Here is a 17704-nt window from a genome sequence, read left to right as displayed (position 1 = left end):
CCGCGCAAGCAGAGCTTGACACGGCGCCGTTAGCATTGGCTTCGAGGAGGGGGATTGCGGTTTTCTGCCATCGGTGCAACTGCAACGCACTCAGGTGGCGTACGACCCGAACTCGATGTCGTGCAGAATGTCCGTGCGGGTCGGCGACCAGCCCAGCAGACGTCGCGTCTTTTCCGACGACATGCGCTTGTTCAACGAAAGACTCACGCCGATCGGGCCGCCAGTCGCGAACATTTCCCCGAACGCCAGACTTGCCGTGCGATCGCCGGCGCCGATCATGCGGCTAACGGCGGCGGCGAGTTCTCGCTGGCTCACTTCACCTGCGACGCCATGCAGCAGCGCACCCGCCGGCGCGCGTTCGACAGCGAGACAATACAGCTCGGCGAGTTCATCGACATGAACGTATCCTTGCAACGTAGCGCCGGATCCGAGGTGTGGTGCGACCCCTTGAGCACGAGCCATCCTGATGAGGCCGGGTAGGTCATAGCTGCCGCCGTGTCCGTAGACGAGGCCCGGACGCATCACAATGCCACGGACGCCCGAGGCGTTCGCTACTTCCTTCTCCGTCTCGACGCGCGCGGCCATGGCTGCGCCGAACATGTCGACCATCACCGGTGGCACATTTGCTGACGCAGGCGCAAAGACCGAGGGCGGCAAAGGCAGATCCACGTCTTCATCAAAGACGTTGGGCGTCGCCTCGCCTCCATTGACGATGCCAAGGACCGCCGAGCCGCTGGTGAAGATCAGGGTCTTGCCCGTTCCTTCGATAGCGCCGAGCATGGCGCGAATCGCGTCCCGATCCTGCGCGAACGTTTCTGCGCTGCCCGCCAATGAGCCGATGCTTGCCGTGCTGACGATGGCATCGACTTCGTTGGCCGCTTTGATCAGACTCGCGCTGTCGGCGAAGTCGCCGGCAACGGGGGTAATTCCGCCAAGGCGAAGCCTCCCGGCAGAATCTTCCGATCGCGCGAGGCCGAAGACCTCGTGTCCACGTTTGGCGAGCGCCCTGGCGGCAGCGCCACCGATAAAACCGGTCGCACCGGTCACGAGAATCTTCATTGCACTTCTCCTTGATAGTTCAGAATTCTTTGCTGATGTCTCAGGTCCACAATCCATTGGATCTGACCTAAAGCCGCCGTCCGGGTCTGGCGAGTTGTTGAGTTAAGCGTGCTCCGGGTCGTGCGCCGCTTGGAGTCCCTGCTTCGACTATTTGGATCGCCGTCTTCGATAAGGCGGCGCAGATGGCTTGAGTCAAATCGTCGCTTAAGAATACCATGTAGAATCCAAAGATCAAATGGTATTTTTAGCTGGTGCAGTGTCTAGATACGCGACATCGCACGTCGAGAAATCTAAACGGGGATAACTCGTGCATGGTGGCTAATCGGATCGTGGAAAAGCTCCGCCAGAAAACAATGTCAATCGATCTGGACATACTGAACGTTACACTTTGAGCGGAGTGTTGTCATCGATTATGGCGGCTCACGTCAGATGCAGATGCTTTTAGCTGTGAAGCCCCATTTTTCCGCTAGCCATCGCTGCGAGGCGCACTACGAGCGCTCGAGGAAGAAATCGCGACAACCAGGTAGCCACTCGGACGCTTGTCCGTCCTGGGTAGGCGACGGCTTTTCTCTGGTCGAAGGCCTTCAGGGTTTTTTGAACGACCGATTCCGCGCTGTCCATATCCTTTGCTGACACATTGGTCGAAACCCCATCAAAGAAGCTCGTTGCCGTCGGCCCTGGGCAAGCAGCCATCACATGCACGCCCGTGCCGGCGAGTTCAAATTGCAGCGCCTCGCTGAAGAAAAGAACGAAAGCCTTGGTCGCGGCGTAGGTCGCCATATGAGGGAGTGGTTGAAAGCTCGCGTTGGATGCGAGGTTGATGATGCCGCCCTTGCCACGTTCTGCCATACCGCTGCCAAACAGGTGGGCGAGGGCAACGACTGTCTGAACGTTGACCTGGATCGCCGACTGTTCTTTCTTAAGATCGTGCGAGAGGAAGCTTCCGGTCAGCCCCAGCCCTGCGTTATTGATCAGCAGGTCTACCTGAATGCCACGGCGCTTGAGTTCCTCACCGATCTGTATGGCAGCTTCGGGAACGCCCAGGTCGGCATTGAGCGGGACGCATTGCACGCCGTACCTGGCTGCAAGGTCTTCCGCCAAGGTATTCAAAACGTCACTAGAGCGGGCTACCAGCACGAGGTTCATGCCACGTGCAGCAAGTGCCTCCGCGAAGACCTTCCCTAGTCCTTTCGATGCACCGGTAATCAGGGCGGTCGACCCGCGATAAACAAACATTTTCTGCTCCTTGCAGTGGGCCTAATTTGTAATGCCGTTCCGCACGTTTTGAACTACGCGCAGATTGCTGGTTGTGTGGCTGTGCCGGAAACGTCCACTTCCGGCGAAGCTGAATAGTCGCTGTAGCCACGCTCGTCGCCGCCAAACAGCGTGCTGCCGTCGAAGGCGCTCAACGGCAGGCCCTCAGCAAGCCGACGCGGGAGGTCCGGATTGGCTACGAACGGTCGGCCGAAGGCGACCAGGTCGGCATAGCCACTGGACAGAACCCATTTGGCACGCGCTTCGTCGTAGTTGCCGGCAACGATGATCGGTCGCGTGAAATTGGCGCGGATCTCCTGGCGGAATTCCTCGGTGAACTGCGGTGCGTCGTCCCAGTCCGCCTCGACCAGATGCAGATAGGCAATGCCGCGTGCCTGCAGGAATTCAGTGGCTTCGAGGATGGTCGGCAGAATGTCAGGGCAGGCCATGCCGCGCGCGGTCAGGAACGGAGCCAGGCGAATGGCCGTGCGCTCTGCACCAACTTCTTCCGCTACGGCGTTGACGACTTCCTTGAGAAAGCGCAATCGGTTTTCACGTGAGCCGCCGTATTCGTCGGTGCGCGTGTTGGATGTCGTACGGAGAAACTGGTCGACCAGATAACCGTTGGCTCCATGAACCTCGACGCCGTCGAAGCCAGCATCCATGGCGTTACGTGCAGCCTGGCGGAAGTCGTTCACTACGCCCTTGATTTCGTCACGGGTCAGTGCGCGCGGTGTCGGGCAGTCGACCATGGCGCCGACGCCGGTGGCCGGGTCAACCTTCCAGATCTGGGCGTCGAAGGGGACGGCGGAAGGAGCGACCGGCAACTCGCCGTTGTGGAACTCCGGGTGGGACATGCGGCCCACATGCCAGAGTTGCAGGAAGATCCGGCCGCCGGCGGTGTGAACCGCATCGGTCACCAGTCGCCATCCGGCGACCTGTTCGGGGCTGTAGATGCCCGGCGTAAAGGAATAGCCCTTGCCTTGTGGCGAGATCTGGGAGGCTTCGGTCACAATCAGTGCAGCCGAGGCACGCTGGGCATAGTAGCGGGCGTTCATTGCATTGGGAACGTCACCGGGCTGAGCGCTGCGCGCACGCGTCATGGGGGCCATGACGACGCGGTGAGCGAGTTTGAGGCCTGCGACTGTGACTGGTGCAAAAAGCGGCGAGGAGGTAGTCGACATAGTTGCGGATATCCGTGCTTAGTTGACGAAGGTTGAAATGGAGCAGCCTGACTGGGTTACGAATTCGACGACCACGCTGGGTGCCAGCGACACGAAGAGCTGGAGTTCGCCTGCTAGCGGTACCGCTGCGAGCTCGTAGGGAATGCTGTTTAACCGCATACGGTCGAGAAGGGCTGCCCACTCTGCGGCGTCATCGATACGCAGCGCAACATGGTCGATACGAGGCGAGGTCTTCCCTTCGAGCGCAGGACGGGTCGCTTCGACGAGATGAATGACCGGGCGACCGTCGGCGTATAGCCAGTAGCCGCCTACCTGGAAAGGAGGCCGTGGACCGTCGCTCAGGCCGACGATGTCGCAAAGAAAGTTCCGCGCACTTTCGAGTTCTCTGGTAACGATGGTTGCGTGGTCGAGCTTCATGTGGGCGGTGGCTGATTGCTGATGTGGCACATTGTGCAGAGCCCAGCACGCTTTGATAATTGGCGTAAGATTTGAATGATCTTCAAAAAAAACGGAAGTATCGTGGAGAACCTCGGTGACATCCGGCTTTTTGTAGAAGCGGCGAACCTGGGCGGGCTATCTGTAGCCGGACGAAAGCTCGGGCTGTCTCCGGCCGCCGCGAGTGCACGCCTTGTGAAACTGGAAGCGACCCTTCATACGCGGCTCTTTGAGCGCACGACGCGCCAATTACGGCTCACAGAGGAGGGGCGGATTTATCTGCTGCATTGTCAGCAGGCGCTTCAGTCCCTGGAAGATGCGCATGCAGCGTTGCAGGCTGGTCGGAGCATTGTTCGCGGGAAAGTGCGGATTTCGGCTACTTCGGATTTCGGCCGTCATGTCCTCAAGGGCTGGCTCGACGAGTTCAACGTTCAATATCCGGAGGTCACATTCGCGGTGGTCTTGTCCGATTCGTTGTCGAATCTGTTGCTTGATGAAATTGACCTTGCGATCCGATTTGGCGTGCCTCCCGATAGTTCGCTTGTCGCTCGGCGCCTGGCACCCAATCGACGCGTGCTTTGTGCGTCGCCGGAGTATGTGGCGAAGCACGGCGCGCCGGAGCGTCCGCAGGACCTGGAGCGTTTCGACTGCATCGTTCTCGGGACGGCGTCCGGGCTTGCGAACGACTGGAGGTTCACGCGCGGCGATGAGATCGAGACTTATACCGTGCCCCTTGGAAATGCCCGGGAGACAAACGACGGCGCGCTCGCGCGCGAGTGGGCAGTGGCTGGTTACGGCATAGCGATGAAATCGGTGTGGGATATCGGATCGGATCTCCGCACGGGGAAACTAAATATTCTGATGCCGGAGTGGAGGTCTCCGGATGTTCCTGTGCACGCCCTGTACCAACGTAGCCGGTATATGGCGCCACGCGTACGGACACTCCTCGACTTCCTGGTGGAACGCTTTTCCGCGACGTCACGTGACCTGGATGCCTATTTGACCTCCGGCACTGGAGTCGCTGAAAAAAGTGGCGCTCGGAATAGCCGCCCAACGCGAAAAACGTAATCCGGCACTAGTTTCGTGAGTGAGAAGTTCGTTACATTAGCTGTTCGTACGATCCGGAATGACGAAATGCTGCCTGAAACGTCGCACGGACTCACGTAAGCCTTACTCGGTAGAGACCACTGACTTCTTACTGTTGGTGTCCTCTCATATTTTTAACATCAACGGTGTCGAATGCCCTCCATTACGGATACGTCCGAAGAAATGCGTGTCAATGCCTGGTTCAGCTCGTTGCCTCCGGCCGAGCAACAGGCTTTGTTGAGCAGCAGCGAAGTAGTCACGCTGCAAGCTGGCGATTATTTGTTCCGGCAGGGAGACGCGCCTGATGGTTTTTGTGGACTCAATCGTGGGCGCCTGAAGGCTTCCACGGTGCGTGAAGATGGCAAGGAAGCGATTCTTGCCGTAGTTGAAGCAGGCAATTGGTTTGGCCAGACATCTATGACCCAGCGCTTGCCTCGCATGCGCGATGTAGTGGCCCTCGATGAGTCAACGATTTTCGCCGTCAAGCCACTGGCATTCGAGGCGCTCATGAAAAACGCCACGTTTTTCAGGGCCATTGCGGATCTCCAATCGATACACATGAACTGGCTGTATCGAATGGTCGAGGATGTCACGCTGCATTCGACGCGGGCAAGAATCGCCCGGAGACTTTTGCTCCTTGCATACGGCGACGTGACTATGGCACCGCAGATTCGCCGGGAAATAACCGTATCGCAGGAGACACTCGCGATGATGCTCGGAATTACTCGTCAGACTTTGGCATTGGAGCTAAAGGCGATGGCCGCGAAAGGGGCCGTCAATTTGCGTTACGGGCGCATTGAGATTCTGTCGAAAGAAATGCTTCTGGCATTCCAGGAGTACGTCTGAGGATCCTGCCTCGCCTTACCTTTGTCATCGGTGGTCACACCGCTTCCAGACTTATGTCAGCAATCCATCGAGGCGTGCGTCGCCGACATGCTCGGTCGCTCGCCGTCGCCGATGCACATTTCTGTCGCACCAGTAAGCGGTAGGTCACCTCGTAACCGCAGTGCCCCCTCGGCACTTGGGAAAGCGAAAGAAAAACACTGGTCTGCTTTTCCACGCCGACTGCACTCATCGTTTTACCGATTCCGGTCCCACGCGTTTTCCGCGCTGGGCGATTGGGGGAAACCCGCAATTGCAAGGTTTCTGGGAGTCATGGGTTTATGCCCTCAATAGTATGGTCCCACAACCCGGCGCGTGAGCATCGCTAAGAAGTCACTACGCGGACGCCGCTGCTGGCTGCATTCGCGAACCGGGTACTCACTATCGGAACCAGGGAGATGTAGATGCACGATGAGGCGCTGAACCCGACACCGTCAGCCTATGCTTATCCGCTGCTGATCAAGCACCTGCTGCATACACCGCTCGCCCAGGCTCCGGACCAGGAGATCGTCTATAAAGGACAGAAACGGTTGACCTACAGGACATTGGGCGAACGCATTGCGCGGCTCGCCAGTGGTCTGAACCGACTCGGTGCGCAGCATGGCAGTACTGTCGCGGTCATGGACTGGGACAGTCATCGCTATCTCGAATGCTACTTCGCCATCCCGATGATGGGTGCCGTCTTGCAGACGGTGAACGTGCGGCTCTCGCCTTCAGAAATCGCCTACACCATCAATCACGCCGGCGCGGAGATCCTTCTCGTTCACACCGATTTTCTACCTGTGGTGGAAGCGATCAAGGACAAGCTCGAAACGGTGCACACATTCGTCTGGATCGAAGAGGAAGGCAGCGAAGCGTGCGCGCACACGATTCCGTTCTCCGACGAATACGAAAGCCTGCTTGGCAGGAGCGCGTCCAGTTATGCGTTCCCGGATTTCGACGAGAACACTCGGGCCACCACGTTCTACACCACAGGCACTACCGGCTTGCCCAAGGGCGTCTACTTCTCACATCGGCAACTGGTGCTGCACACGATTACCGGCATGGCTGCGCTGGCGAGCCCGGTGTCGGGGCAACGCTTTCATCGCGGTGATGTGTATATGCCGCTTACTCCGATGTTTCATGTTCACGCCTGGGGCATGCCCTACATCGCCACGGTGCTCGGCGTGAAGCAGGTTTATCCAGGACGCTATGTGCCGGAGCGGCTCGTGCAACTGATCCGCGACGAGGAGGTCACGTTCTCGCACTGCGTCGGCACGATTCTGCACATGCTGTTGGGCTGTCCAGAGGCAAAGGATGTCGATCTGGGCAAGTGGAAAGTCATCATCGGCGGCGGCGCATTGCCTCACGGCCTCGCGCGCGCTGCGCTCGACCGTGGCATCGATATCTTCACCGGCTACGGCATGTCCGAGACGTGCCCCTTGCTGAGCCTCGCGCAGTTGAGGCCGGGCAGCGGAGACATCGACACGGACGAGGAGGTGCGCCTGCGCTGCAAGACCGGTTATCCCGTGCCGCTCGTCGACTTGCGCATCGTGAATGAGGACTTGGAAGACGTCGCGCACGACGGCAAGGCGTACGGAGAGATTGTCGTGCGCGCGCCGTGGCTTACCCAGGGCTATCTGAACAATCCGGAGGCGTCCGGGCAGCTCTGGGAAGGCGGCTATCTGCATACCCAGGATATCGCCAACATCGACGCTACGGGCAATCTGCAGATCACCGATCGCATCAAGGACGTGATCAAGTCAGGCGGCGAGTGGGTCTCGTCGCTTGAAATAGAGAGCCTGATTTCGCAGCATCCGGGCGTCGCAGAAGTTGCCGTGATCGGTATCAAGGACGAAAAGTGGGGCGAACGGCCCGTGGCGCTGGTCGTACCCAGGAACGACCTGGCTACCACGCTTACTGAGGATGATGTCAAAAAGCACGTCCTCGCGTTCAGCGAGAAAGGGCAGATCTCGAAGTACGCGGTACCGCAGATCGTCAAGTTTGTCGAGGCGCTCGAAAAAACGAGCGTCGGCAAGATGAACAAGAAGCGTCTGCGCGAACAGTTTAGCTGACCGGTGAAAGGCAGCCCGCCCATGGTGTAGCGGTCCGAGAGGGGATGCGAGCCATCAACATCCGTCACACCGAGAAAAGCCCCCAGCTCCGCCCCGATCAGCGCACGTCCTGAGAGCTGCATCCTCTGGCCGGAATGGTACTCATTGTCACAAACTGTGCGGACATGGGACCGATGTCGGCGCGAGTGACGTCAGCGCCTTCTGCCGGTGAGGGAATTGCCTGGGGCAAGGGGAACGCAGAGGATGCCTATGATTCTCCCGCCTCTTCCGTTTCCCCGCGCTTTGAACGGGTGCGCCACTGCGCCGGCGTCATGCCTACCTGCCGTTTGAAAACGCGCTGAAACGCGGCTTCCGATTGGTATCCCACCGCTTCGCCAATCTCGGCGACAGACAACCGTGTTTGCGCCAGCTTGCGTCCAGCGAGCGCCATGCGAATTTCCGTGAGCACGTCGCTTGCTGAGCGGCCGATCGCTTCGTCGAAATGGCGTGCGAACGTGGCACGCGACATGTGGCAGAGCTCAGCCAGCTTCGGAAGCGTCCAGGGCTTGCCGGGTTCGTCGAACATGGCCGCGAGAGCCGGTTGCAGGCGCTGACGCTGCGCAAGCGCGAGCAGACCGCGCGGCGCTTCGTCGAAATCAGAGGCGCAGCGCAGGGTCAGCGCAAACAGGGCGCCCGAAAGCTGATTCACGACTGTCTCGCTGCCCGGGCGTTGCTCGAACGCCTCCTCTCGCATCAACTCGATGACTCGCGCAAGCCGGCTTGCTGCAAACGCAGCGTCGCGCGTCTGTCCGTCGCCCGCGCTCACGCTGCTCACCAGCAAACGTCCCGGCAGATGGTCGCGCATCAGCTGCTGCGGCACGGCCGGCAGCACGAAGCGCCCGCACAGCACTTCGGCGCCCTGACGTGTGCTGCCGTTCGTGGCAATCGTCAATCCGTCCTTGTGCTGCTCGCGCACCGCACGGGGTGGATTGCCGCTGCCGTCGTGCAACGTATGAGCGCTGCCGGAGGGAAACAGCACGATATCGCCGGCTTTCATGCGAAGCGCCGGTTCGCTTTTCCCTCCGGTGGCAGCTTCGATGACAGCCTCGCCGCGCAACAGCACGTGATAGGGGAATTCCCACTCGTTCGACTCGGGATGTTCGAGCCGCCACGGCGAGCCGAAGTGGCACCGGACATCCAGCCGTCCGGTGACCGGCATCAGCGAGAGCAGTCGGTCCAGAAGTTCCATGTGAGACGTTTGAGCATGAAGTTGAGAAAGTATGGCATTAAAGAACTCGCTGCGCATCCCTACACTGACTGCCATGCCTTACGACATGGCTAACCCGATCAACTACCCGATCAACCCAGAAGGAAGGAGCCAATCATGTCCCGTTTGACCACCATTCGCCCCGAAGACGCAACCGGCGCGGCCGCCGAAGTGTTCGCGAAGATCAAGAAGGCCGTCGGCAAGGTACCCAATGCGTACGCGACCGTCGGCACGCACAGCCCGGAAGCGCTCAGCGCGGCGCTCGCGTTCGACGTAGCGGTTGGTGCCGGCACGCTCGGCAAGGCGGACATCGAAGTCATCAAGCTGGCCGTCAGCGAACACGTGGGCTGTGACTACTGTGTCGCCGCGCACACGCTGATGGGCAAGCTCGCCGGCCTGTCGAGCGTCGGCATGAAGCAGGTGCGTGCCGGCGTTGCAACCGGCGACGCGAAGCGCGACGCGCTCGTGACCTACGTGCGCACGCTGGTCGGTACGCGCGGCACGGTGCCCGCGGCGGCCGTCGATGCGGTGCGCGCAGCCGGTTATACCGAACGCCAGCTCATCGAAATCAACCTCGCCATCGCGTCGATTACATTCACGAATCTCGTCAATCGCGTGAACGACACGACGCTCGACTTCCCGGCAGTCGAGTAACCCGCAGCTCGCAGCACCCAGCCATCGACAGGAGAGATTCCCATGCGCACCATTCATACAGACGTCGCCGTCATCGGCGCAGGTACGGCCGGGCTTTCGGCCTACCGCAGCGCGAAAGCCGAAGGCCGCACGGCCGTGATCATCGAAGGCGGTGACTACGGCACGACGTGTGCGCGAGTGGGGTGCATGCCGTCGAAGCTGCTGATCGCGGCGGCGGAAGCCGCGCATGCCGCGAGCCATGCGGACCCGTTTGGCGTGCGTGTCGAGGGCGTGCGGGTGGACGGCAAGGCGGTAATGGAGCGCGTGCGCAGCGAGCGCGACCGCTTCGTCGGCTTCGTCGTGGATAGCGTCTACGCGTTGGCAGAAGCGGACCGGCTGGTTGGCCATGCACACTTCATCGACGACCGGGTGCTGCAAGTCGGCGGCGATACGCTCGTGCATGCGGCGAGCGTGGTGATCGCGACCGGTTCGACCCCCGTCGTGCCCGAGATTCTCCTTGGCGTGGGCGAGCGCGTCATCGTGAACGACGACGTGTTCGCCTGGCAGACGCTGCCGCGCAGCGTGGCGGTGATTGGCCCGGGCGTGATCGGGCTGGAACTCGGCCAGGCGCTGGCGCGCCTTGGCGTGGAGGTGAGCGTGTTTGGCGCACGCGGCGGCGTGGGCCCGCTGACGGACCCCGTGATCGTGGAGCAAGCGCGTTCGACGTTTGCCGAAGCGTTCCACTTCGAGCCGCAGGGTACGCTCGAGGCCGCGACGGCAGTCGAGGACGGCGTGCGGATCCGCTATGCGCGTGCCGACGGAACCTATGTCGATCGCACCTATGAATATGTCCTCGCAGCGGCTGGGCGACGCCCAAACGTTGCGCATCTGGGCCTTGAAAACACTTCGCTCGAACTGGACGGGCACGGCGTGCCGCGCTTCGATCGCGACACGCTGCAGGCGGGCGCACATCCGGTCTTCATTGCGGGCGACGCGAATGGAATCCTGCCGCTGCTGCACGAAGCCGCCGACGAAGGGCGCGCCGCCGGCCGCAACGCTGCGCGCTATCCCGATGTCGTGCCGCTGGTGAGGCGTGCGCCGCTCGCCATCGTTTTCTCGGACCCTCAAATCGCCATGGTTGGGGCACGGCATCGCGATCTAGTACCGGATAGCTTCGTCGCCGGCGAAGTGAGCTTCGACGATCAGGGACGCAGCCGCGTCATGCTGAAGAACCGCGGACGCGCACGGGTGTACATCGATCGCGCGACGCGGCGCTTCGTCGGCGCGGAATGGTTCGGCCCGGCTGCGGAACACATCGGTCATCTGCTGGCGTGGAGCTTGCAAATGCAGGTCACACTCGACGATATGCTCGGGATGCCGTTCTATCACCCCGTCGTCGAGGAAGGGTTGCGCACGGCGTTGCGAGACGCGGCAACACGGCTGCAAGCCGGCGCCTGAGCGGCGTTTGCCTGCGAGGGACGCGCTGCCGCCATTCGCGGCAGACTGACCGGTTGTGTCGCAGGCGAGAATGATGATCTCAGGAACCGGGTCGGGCCGTTGGGCCGCGAAGGGAAGAAGTACGCTTCGGGCGAACGGTCTCCCATGATTGCCGCGTAGAGCCCACTGCGCCAGCGCATGATCGACGACATGCGCATGCGCCAGCTTTCGCCCAGGACACAGGACACCTATCTGCGCATCATGCGCGAGTTTGCCCGGTTTCTCGGGCGCTCGCCTGACACGGCTACTGTCGAGGACCTGCGGCGCTACCAGTTGCATCTGGTCGACCATGGCACATCGCCCGTATCGCTGAACCACGCGATTACCGGCCTGAAGTTTTTCTCTTCGGCAGTTTGACCGCTTGCGCTCTATGCGCCAATGCGAGGCGACGCGAGCACTACCTTACTTCTGCTCGCCGGTCGCTTCGAGGATCAGATCTGCCACTTCAGTCGGATGCGACAGCAGCGACACGTGGCTCGACTTAAGCTCGATCGTATGCGCGCGCATCCGGTTCGCCATGAAGCGCTCCAGATCGGGGTTGATGGTCCGATCGTCAGTCGACACCGCATACCAGGTCGGTTTGTCGTGCCACGCGGCGATGGTCGTCTTCGCCATCGTGATCGCCTTGCCAATCGGCTGCTGAACCGCATAGAACGTTTCTGCTTCAGCCGTCGGTAGATCGCCGGCGAAGTCTTTCACAAATGCTTGCTCGGATAGCTTGCCGTAGCCGTCGGCCGACCACTGAAGCCCCGCCGATGCGGGCGCGGCCGGGAATTTCTTTGTCAGCGCCGGATAGTCCTCGCCGGCACCCGGCGCACGCGCGGCAATGTACACGAGACCGGCCACCTTCGGATCATCGCCGGCCTGGCTGATCACCATCCCGCCGTACGAGTGCGCGACCAGCAGCGTCGGGCCATCCTGTTGCGCAAGCGCGCGCTTGACCGCGTCCACGTCCGCGTCGAGCGAGGTCGTCGGATTCTGCACCGACGTCACGTGAAGGCCCTTCGCCTGCAGCAGCGGAATCACTTTCTGCCAGCTCGAACCGTCTGCAAACAGCCCGTGAACCAGCACGACATTCTTGACCGGTACGGACGGGGCGGCGGCGCTGTCCTGCGCGAATGACGTCGTTGCGCTCAGCAGCGTGGCGCAGGCGAAACCGGCGAAGACAAACGAATTCAACTTCATGAGACTTCTCCGGGATATGTGAAGGATGAGATTCGTTGGATTTCGCTCAGCCGTTGCGGCGAGTCGATAGACGAGCCATACCCAGCCAATCATCCGGTCGATGCTTCCGACTGCAAGCGGACGCTGGATTCTGGTGTACGAAGGTGCAAACACAGTCTCTGAGCAAACATTCCATTCGCTGCAAAGTCTTTTTTATGGCGTCAACTATGCCGCAGCGCCAGGCTGTCGGTGTACTCCGAAGAAGGAGCGCGTTGCGATTCGCGGATACACGCTCGACGCAAGATTGTGTTAAGCGTGCTACCTGCTGGCTGGGTCGCTCCGTTGCCTGGCCTATCCCGAATCTACCGGATGCATCGTCTGACGAACCTGGATGGCTGTTTTTTTCTGCAAGCAGCCATTGCATTTGGACAAGCACGAACGCTGCCGCGGCGGCGACCATGGGCGTGTTCGCTTCGCATAGAACGGATTGACGGCAGTTCCCACCGGGTCGGGGCGTGCGGCGGGTCGAAGCTTCTGCAGATAGCTGCTTCGACGCGGCCTGTAGATAGGCCTTGAACGGCGCAAACTTGCCGACGACTGGCTGTCGGGTCTTACATTGCGGCGGCCCCGATGCCAGACACTTCCGGACAGTGTTGACTGCCATGCCGGTCTCACCCGCGATGTCCCGGAGGCTGTTTCCCTGACGACGCAGAATCTCGATTTCCATGTACTCCTCGTAGCTGGTCACGGGTCGCTCAAAAGGGAGCAACACTACAACGAGGTGTATCAATTCCTAACTGCGTTGCTGTATCAGTTTACAACTGCGCGCGACAACGAGATTCAACTGTCCTTTCACGCGTGGATCGACGATGATCGTTTTACCCGTCGCCGCGCCAATCGCCTTCGCTACCTGATCGATGTCGGCATTGATGAAATTGAGCGTCAGCTGTGCGTGTGCAATCTGCGCGGTGATGATCCCAGCATTCAGCAACGCCGTCGCAACGCGGCGCAATGCCATACGATTTCTTCTTATGGATGTGATTTCGAAGCCGACGCTGTGATTCGCCGACGGTTATGCACAGTGGACGAACGGCGCAGTCTCATTGGTTCAACGGACTAGCAATGGTCTTCACCCCTTACTGTCGAGCGTGAAATTGACCCATAGCTGCTCGGGCAGGCTCTTGCCCTCGAGCCCATGCGGTGGAGGCGGGCACACGGCGTCGCGCACGGCCGCGAGCGCGGCATGGTCGAGCAGGCCCATGCCGCTGGACGTCACAACGTGTATGTCGGACATTGCGCCGTCGTGATAGACGAACCCGACGAGCGTCCGCCCGGTTATCCCTTCCATGCGGACCGTTTCTGGATAGCGCAGCGCCGCTTCGATCGCGGCGCGCAGCGCGGCCTCAAAACTCGCGTCGGGGCGGGCCGGAGCGGGGACGGACGCTGGCGCGGGACGCGGTGCGGGAGCGGGTTCGGCCAGCGCGGCGCTCTGTGCGGGCGCGGTGTTCGGCGCCGGAATCGGCGCAGGCGGTGGCGTGACCGGCTGCGGCTTCGGCGGCGCCGGGTGCGCGACGCGCGCCTGATGCACCACTGGAGCGCGACGCGGCTGCACGGCCGGTTTCGGCACCGGCTTCGACACTTCGCGCCCGGGGATGGGCGCGGGCTTCGGCGCCTGGGCCGCCGGCGGCGCCAGCGTGATCGTCATCGGCTCGGGCCGCCTCGGCGCAGAGATGCGCGGATGAATCAGCCACGCGCCGACGCCCGCGAGCAGGAGGGCCTCGACGGCCAGCGCGAGCGTGGCTGACATATAGAGAGGCTTGCGCGTGCCGGGACGCAGCGCATGCTGCGCGACGGTCGGCATCGACGACATGTCAGTCCACCTTTTCCGGTTGTGCGGCCAGCGACACCTGCGTAACGCCGGCCGCGCGGCACGCGTCCATCACGTTCACGAGCTTCTGCAACTGCACGTCCTTCGCGCCCGCGATGGTCACCACCGTATGCGCCGGATCGGGGCGCTTCGCGAGCAGCACGGTCAGATCGGCCGTGCTGAGCGCGCGGCCGTCGACCGACACGCTGCCGTCGGCCGCGAGCGTCACCGTCACCTTCGGCGGCGGCAGGCTCTGTACGCTTGCGGCCGACGGCAGCTGCGTGCGCAGACCCGCGTTCGGAATCATGTGCAGCGTGATCATGATGAAAAACACCAGCATGAAGAACATGATGTCGATCATCGGGATGATCTCGATGCGCGCCTTGCGTGCCTCGAAATACTTCACGTCATGCTCCTTGCCGGGCGAGCGAGGCGAGCACTGCGCGCGGGGTTCCGGTCTCCGTTTCACGCGCGACCTGGGCATCCGCGACGTCGCTCGTCAGTCGATTGACGAGCGCGGTCTTCAGCGTGTCGAGCTGGTGCACGACGAGTCGCACGCGACTATGCAGGCCATTGAAGAACACGAGCCCGATCATCGCGACGAACAGGCCCGACGCAGTCGCGATCAGCGCCTCGGCGACGCCGCCCGTCACCTGGGTCGGCGCGTTGCCCGGATTCGACAGCACCTGAAACGCGTCGAACATGCCGACGATCGTGCCGAACAGGCCGAGCAGCGGCGCCAGCGTGACAGCGGTATCGAGCACCCACAGGAAGCGGTCGATGCGGGGAGCCTCGCGCATCATGGCTTCCTCGAGGCTCGCGGCGAGCGTGTCGCGATCGGCGCGTCCGGCGAGCCGGCCTGCGGTTGCGATCACGTTGCCCGTCGGCAGTCCGTCGTGCCGTTGCGCCCAGGCCGCGAGCGCGCTCGCGTTCAGCGCCTTGTGCTGGTCCAGCTCGGCAAGCGCTGCATGTGCGTCGCGCGCGGCCCGCTGCAGGAACCACAGCCGCTCGATGACGACGGTCAGCGAGACGAACAGCAGCGCAGCGATCACATACAGCACGCCGCCGGAATGATGGGCGACGCGTAACAGGGTATCCATCGACATGATCGATCCTCCTCAAAAATCCGCATGCAGGGTGACGTAGGCGGCCACGGGCGCGCCGAGGTAGGCGCCGACTACGTTGGTGGCGATGTAATAGCGCTGGTTGGTGACGTTGTCGATGTTCAGATCGACCCCCCAGTGACGCTCCGCGTAACCGAACTGCAGGTTCCCGATCACAGAAGCAGGCGCCCAGTCGTAGCCGTTGGCAAAGCCGTTCGACATCCGGCTCATGTAGTTGATGCCGGCACCCGCATGAAAGCCTGCCCTGCCGAAGAGGCTGAAGCGATACGTCGTCCACAGGTTCGCCATATAGGCGGGCACGCCCTGCGGGACCGTACCGACCGCGCCGGGAGTGTCTGGGCTATAAGTGATACGCGCGTGCTGCGCGGTGAAATTCGCGTACGCGTGCCAGTTCGGTGTGAGATCCGCGTCGAGCGAGGCCTCGGCGCCGCGCGTGCGCTGCGAATCGAACGCGATCTGGTCGTCGCCAAACGGAGTCGCCACATGTTCCCGCTTCACGTCGAACAGCGCGGTGTTCAGCACGTAGCGCCCTTCGTCGAGCGACCACTTGACGCCCAGCTCGTATTGCAGCGCCGATTCCGGCGGGCCGATCGAAAACGCATCGTTCTCCGAGTTGAAATTCGCGAGGTAGCTGCGCGATACGCCGAAATACGGCGTCATCCAGGGCATGACCTTGTACAGCACGCCGGCGTTCCAACTGGTTGGGGCATCGTTGCGCGTATACGTATTGCCCTGAACCAGCCTGATGCCGTCGTTGGCCGTACGGTTCGGCTCGCTGGGGAGCGGGTTCAGCGTCAGCGACGTACCGAACCAGTCCTTGCGCACGCCCGCGCGGATCTTGAACCTGTCCGTCACGTCTACCTGATCGGTTGCGTAAAGGCTGTAGAAGTTCGCGGATACATGGTCGTTCTGGCACGAGTGAGATGGCGCGCACTGGAAGTGCAGGCTTGCGATGGAGGTTTCCGCCGGCACCGGCGCGAAGATGTCCCCGATATCCGGCAGGTCTGCCGTCGCCTTGACGGTGTTGAGATCCTGGTTCAGATATTCGAAGCCCGTCAGCAGCGTATGGTGGATGCTGCCCGTCGAGAATTTCCAGACCGGCTCCAACTGGTAGTCGAGCGTGTTGAGCGAATCGTCCTGATGGCGCAACTGGCGGCCGGTAAATGTGTTGCCCTTGATCTTCGCGTGCGTGCTGTCGCCGTTGCTGTAGAAGTCCAGCGTGCGATGCATGTAGGACAGACGATTGTTGATCGTCAGATAGTCGCTGATGCGCCACTCGTCCGTGAGCGTGGCGCGTACGTTGTTGCCGTGCGCGTTCGCGAACGGCGTCGAATATTTGGCGTCGAACGGGACATTGCGGATCGGCGCCCCCTTGTAATAGATCATCCCGTATGAGTCGGGCGTTGCCATATAGTCCTGCGCGTCGATCGAGAATTCGATCTTGTGGTCGCCGATTTTCCATTGCAGATCGGGACGGATTTCCTTGTTCCACGATGCCAGGTCACGGTAGCCGTCGGAGCGGCCGGCGCCGGCGTCCACGCGATAGTTCAGCCCGTCGATGCCGGTTGGACCGGTGACGTAGCCGCGGGCGTTGACAGTACCGAACGAGCCGGCCTGGATATTGCCGCCCCAGTGGAACTGCGCCGACGGCGTGTAGTGGATCAGGTTTATCGCGCCGCCCGGAGGGCCGCTGCCGAGCAGCGCTGACCCCGGTCCTTCGAGCACTTCGATGCGCTCGACGCCTAGCAGCGAATGCGTCGGGCCGTTGACCTGGTCGCCGTCGGAGAAGCCGTCGTCATAGGTCTGCGCCTGCAGGCCGCGGATCATGAAGTGGTCGGTGAAGCCTTTCGAATCGGTGCCGCCATAGTTCACGCCGGACGCGTTGCCGTTGCGGATAGCTTCCTGCAACGACATGACGCCTTGTTCGTCGAGAATCCCGCGCGGAATGACCTGCACGTTCATCGGCAGATCGCCGAGCGTGGTGTCCGTCTTGCTGACGCCGATCACCTGATACGGATCGTTGACGTCGTGATCGGGCACGGGCGCGGCCGCGGTCGTCGAAGCGTTGACGGAAATCTCGCCGAGCGTGCCCGCAGGCTGTTTACCGGGTGCTTGCCGAGACTGCTCCTGTTGAGCTTGTTGAGCCTTCGCCACATGGGGGAATGACAAAGCCGCAAATAGCGCCGATATGGCAATTGCGGTTCGGGACCTGGATAAGT

Annotated in this window: 15 protein-coding genes and 3 pseudogenes; 6 read left to right on the top strand and 12 right to left on the bottom strand. The window is 61.6% G+C overall.

Annotated features, from left to right (window positions below; translation table 11 throughout):
* Positions 1-90: 90 nt before the first annotated feature.
* From SB772_RS25035 to SB772_RS25020, 4 genes are all read right to left on the bottom strand, one after another.
* Entirely contained in the window at positions 91-1059 is a 969-nt protein-coding gene (locus SB772_RS25035; protein ID WP_410835885.1) for an NAD-dependent epimerase/dehydratase family protein, read from the bottom strand.
* A 441-nt stretch (positions 1060-1500) separates the two neighbouring features.
* Entirely contained in the window at positions 1501-2295 is a 795-nt protein-coding gene (locus SB772_RS25030; RefSeq protein WP_410835884.1) for an SDR family NAD(P)-dependent oxidoreductase, read from the bottom strand.
* Between the two features lie 53 nt (positions 2296-2348).
* The gene (locus SB772_RS25025; RefSeq protein ID WP_410835883.1) at positions 2349-3497 is read right to left on the bottom strand and encodes an alkene reductase; all 1149 of its coding nucleotides are present in this window, start codon (positions 3495-3497) and stop codon (positions 2349-2351) included.
* A gap of 18 nt (positions 3498-3515) precedes the next feature.
* Complete coding sequence (locus SB772_RS25020; protein ID WP_410835882.1) at positions 3516-3914, bottom strand: extradiol dioxygenase; 399 nt, start codon at positions 3912-3914, stop codon at positions 3516-3518.
* 102 nt (positions 3915-4016) lie between these two features.
* Between SB772_RS25020 and SB772_RS25015 the strand changes: the two genes are divergently transcribed.
* From SB772_RS25015 to SB772_RS25005, 3 genes are all read left to right on the top strand, one after another.
* On the top strand, positions 4017-5000 hold the full coding sequence (locus SB772_RS25015) for a LysR family transcriptional regulator (protein WP_410835984.1): 984 nt from the start codon (positions 4017-4019) through the stop codon (positions 4998-5000).
* Between the two features lie 171 nt (positions 5001-5171).
* Positions 5172-5864: a Crp/Fnr family transcriptional regulator gene (locus SB772_RS25010; protein WP_410835881.1), complete on the top strand. Its 693-nt coding sequence runs from the start codon at positions 5172-5174 to the stop codon at positions 5862-5864.
* A 440-nt stretch (positions 5865-6304) separates the two neighbouring features.
* Entirely contained in the window at positions 6305-7954 is a 1650-nt protein-coding gene (locus tag SB772_RS25005) for a fatty acid--CoA ligase (RefSeq protein ID WP_410835880.1), read from the top strand.
* Between the two features lie 247 nt (positions 7955-8201).
* On the opposite strand, the gene SB772_RS25000 is transcribed toward SB772_RS25005, so the two are convergent.
* Positions 8202-9182 carry a cupin domain-containing protein gene (locus SB772_RS25000; protein WP_410835879.1) on the bottom strand — a complete coding sequence of 327 codons (981 nt, stop codon included), beginning with the start codon at positions 9180-9182 and terminating at the stop codon, positions 8202-8204.
* Positions 9183-9317: 135 nt separating this feature from the next.
* Here SB772_RS25000 and SB772_RS24995 point away from each other — a divergent pair, with 135 nt between their 5' ends.
* The 3 genes and pseudogenes from SB772_RS24995 to SB772_RS24985 form a co-directional block, all read left to right on the top strand.
* Positions 9318-9854 carry a carboxymuconolactone decarboxylase family protein gene (locus SB772_RS24995; RefSeq protein WP_410835878.1) on the top strand — a complete coding sequence of 179 codons (537 nt, stop codon included), beginning with the start codon at positions 9318-9320 and terminating at the stop codon, positions 9852-9854.
* A gap of 42 nt (positions 9855-9896) precedes the next feature.
* On the top strand, positions 9897-11291 hold the full coding sequence (locus SB772_RS24990) for a dihydrolipoyl dehydrogenase (RefSeq protein WP_410835877.1): 1395 nt from the start codon (positions 9897-9899) through the stop codon (positions 11289-11291).
* A gap of 177 nt (positions 11292-11468) precedes the next feature.
* Positions 11469-11672 (top strand): annotated as a pseudogene (locus tag SB772_RS24985) (phage integrase N-terminal SAM-like domain-containing protein); the annotation flags it as partial.
* A gap of 60 nt (positions 11673-11732) precedes the next feature.
* On the opposite strand, the gene SB772_RS24980 reads toward SB772_RS24985, so the two are convergent.
* The 7 genes and pseudogenes from SB772_RS24980 to SB772_RS24950 form a co-directional block, all read right to left on the bottom strand.
* The gene (locus SB772_RS24980; RefSeq protein WP_410835876.1) at positions 11733-12515 is read right to left on the bottom strand and encodes an alpha/beta hydrolase; all 783 of its coding nucleotides are present in this window, start codon (positions 12513-12515) and stop codon (positions 11733-11735) included.
* A 480-nt stretch (positions 12516-12995) separates the two neighbouring features.
* Positions 12996-13221 (bottom strand): annotated as a pseudogene (locus SB772_RS24975) (IS21 family transposase); the annotation flags it as partial.
* Between the two features lie 96 nt (positions 13222-13317).
* Positions 13318-13527: pseudogene (locus SB772_RS24970) on the bottom strand (hypothetical protein); the annotation flags it as partial.
* Positions 13528-13623: 96 nt separating this feature from the next.
* Positions 13624-14364, bottom strand: coding sequence for a TonB family protein (locus SB772_RS24965; protein WP_410835875.1), 741 nt, complete (start codon positions 14362-14364; stop codon positions 13624-13626).
* Position 14365: 1 nt separating this feature from the next.
* The gene (locus tag SB772_RS24960) at positions 14366-14767 is read right to left on the bottom strand and encodes an ExbD/TolR family protein (protein ID WP_410835874.1); all 402 of its coding nucleotides are present in this window, start codon (positions 14765-14767) and stop codon (positions 14366-14368) included.
* A 1-nt stretch (position 14768) separates the two neighbouring features.
* Positions 14769-15467, bottom strand: a complete 699-nt coding sequence (locus SB772_RS24955) for a MotA/TolQ/ExbB proton channel family protein (protein ID WP_410835873.1) — start codon at positions 15465-15467, stop codon at positions 14769-14771.
* Positions 15468-15479: 12 nt separating this feature from the next.
* Positions 15480-17654 (bottom strand): TonB-dependent receptor, encoded by a 2175-nt coding sequence (locus SB772_RS24950; RefSeq protein ID WP_410835872.1) that lies wholly within the window; start codon positions 17652-17654, stop codon positions 15480-15482.
* Positions 17655-17704 lie beyond the last annotated feature (50 nt).

The organism is Paraburkholderia sp. SIMBA_030 (assembly GCF_046535245.1).
In the GTDB taxonomy this organism is placed as follows: domain Bacteria; phylum Pseudomonadota; class Gammaproteobacteria; order Burkholderiales; family Burkholderiaceae; genus Paraburkholderia.
Note: the sequence above shows the minus strand (reverse complement) of the source record. Positions and strands in the feature narration are given on the sequence as shown.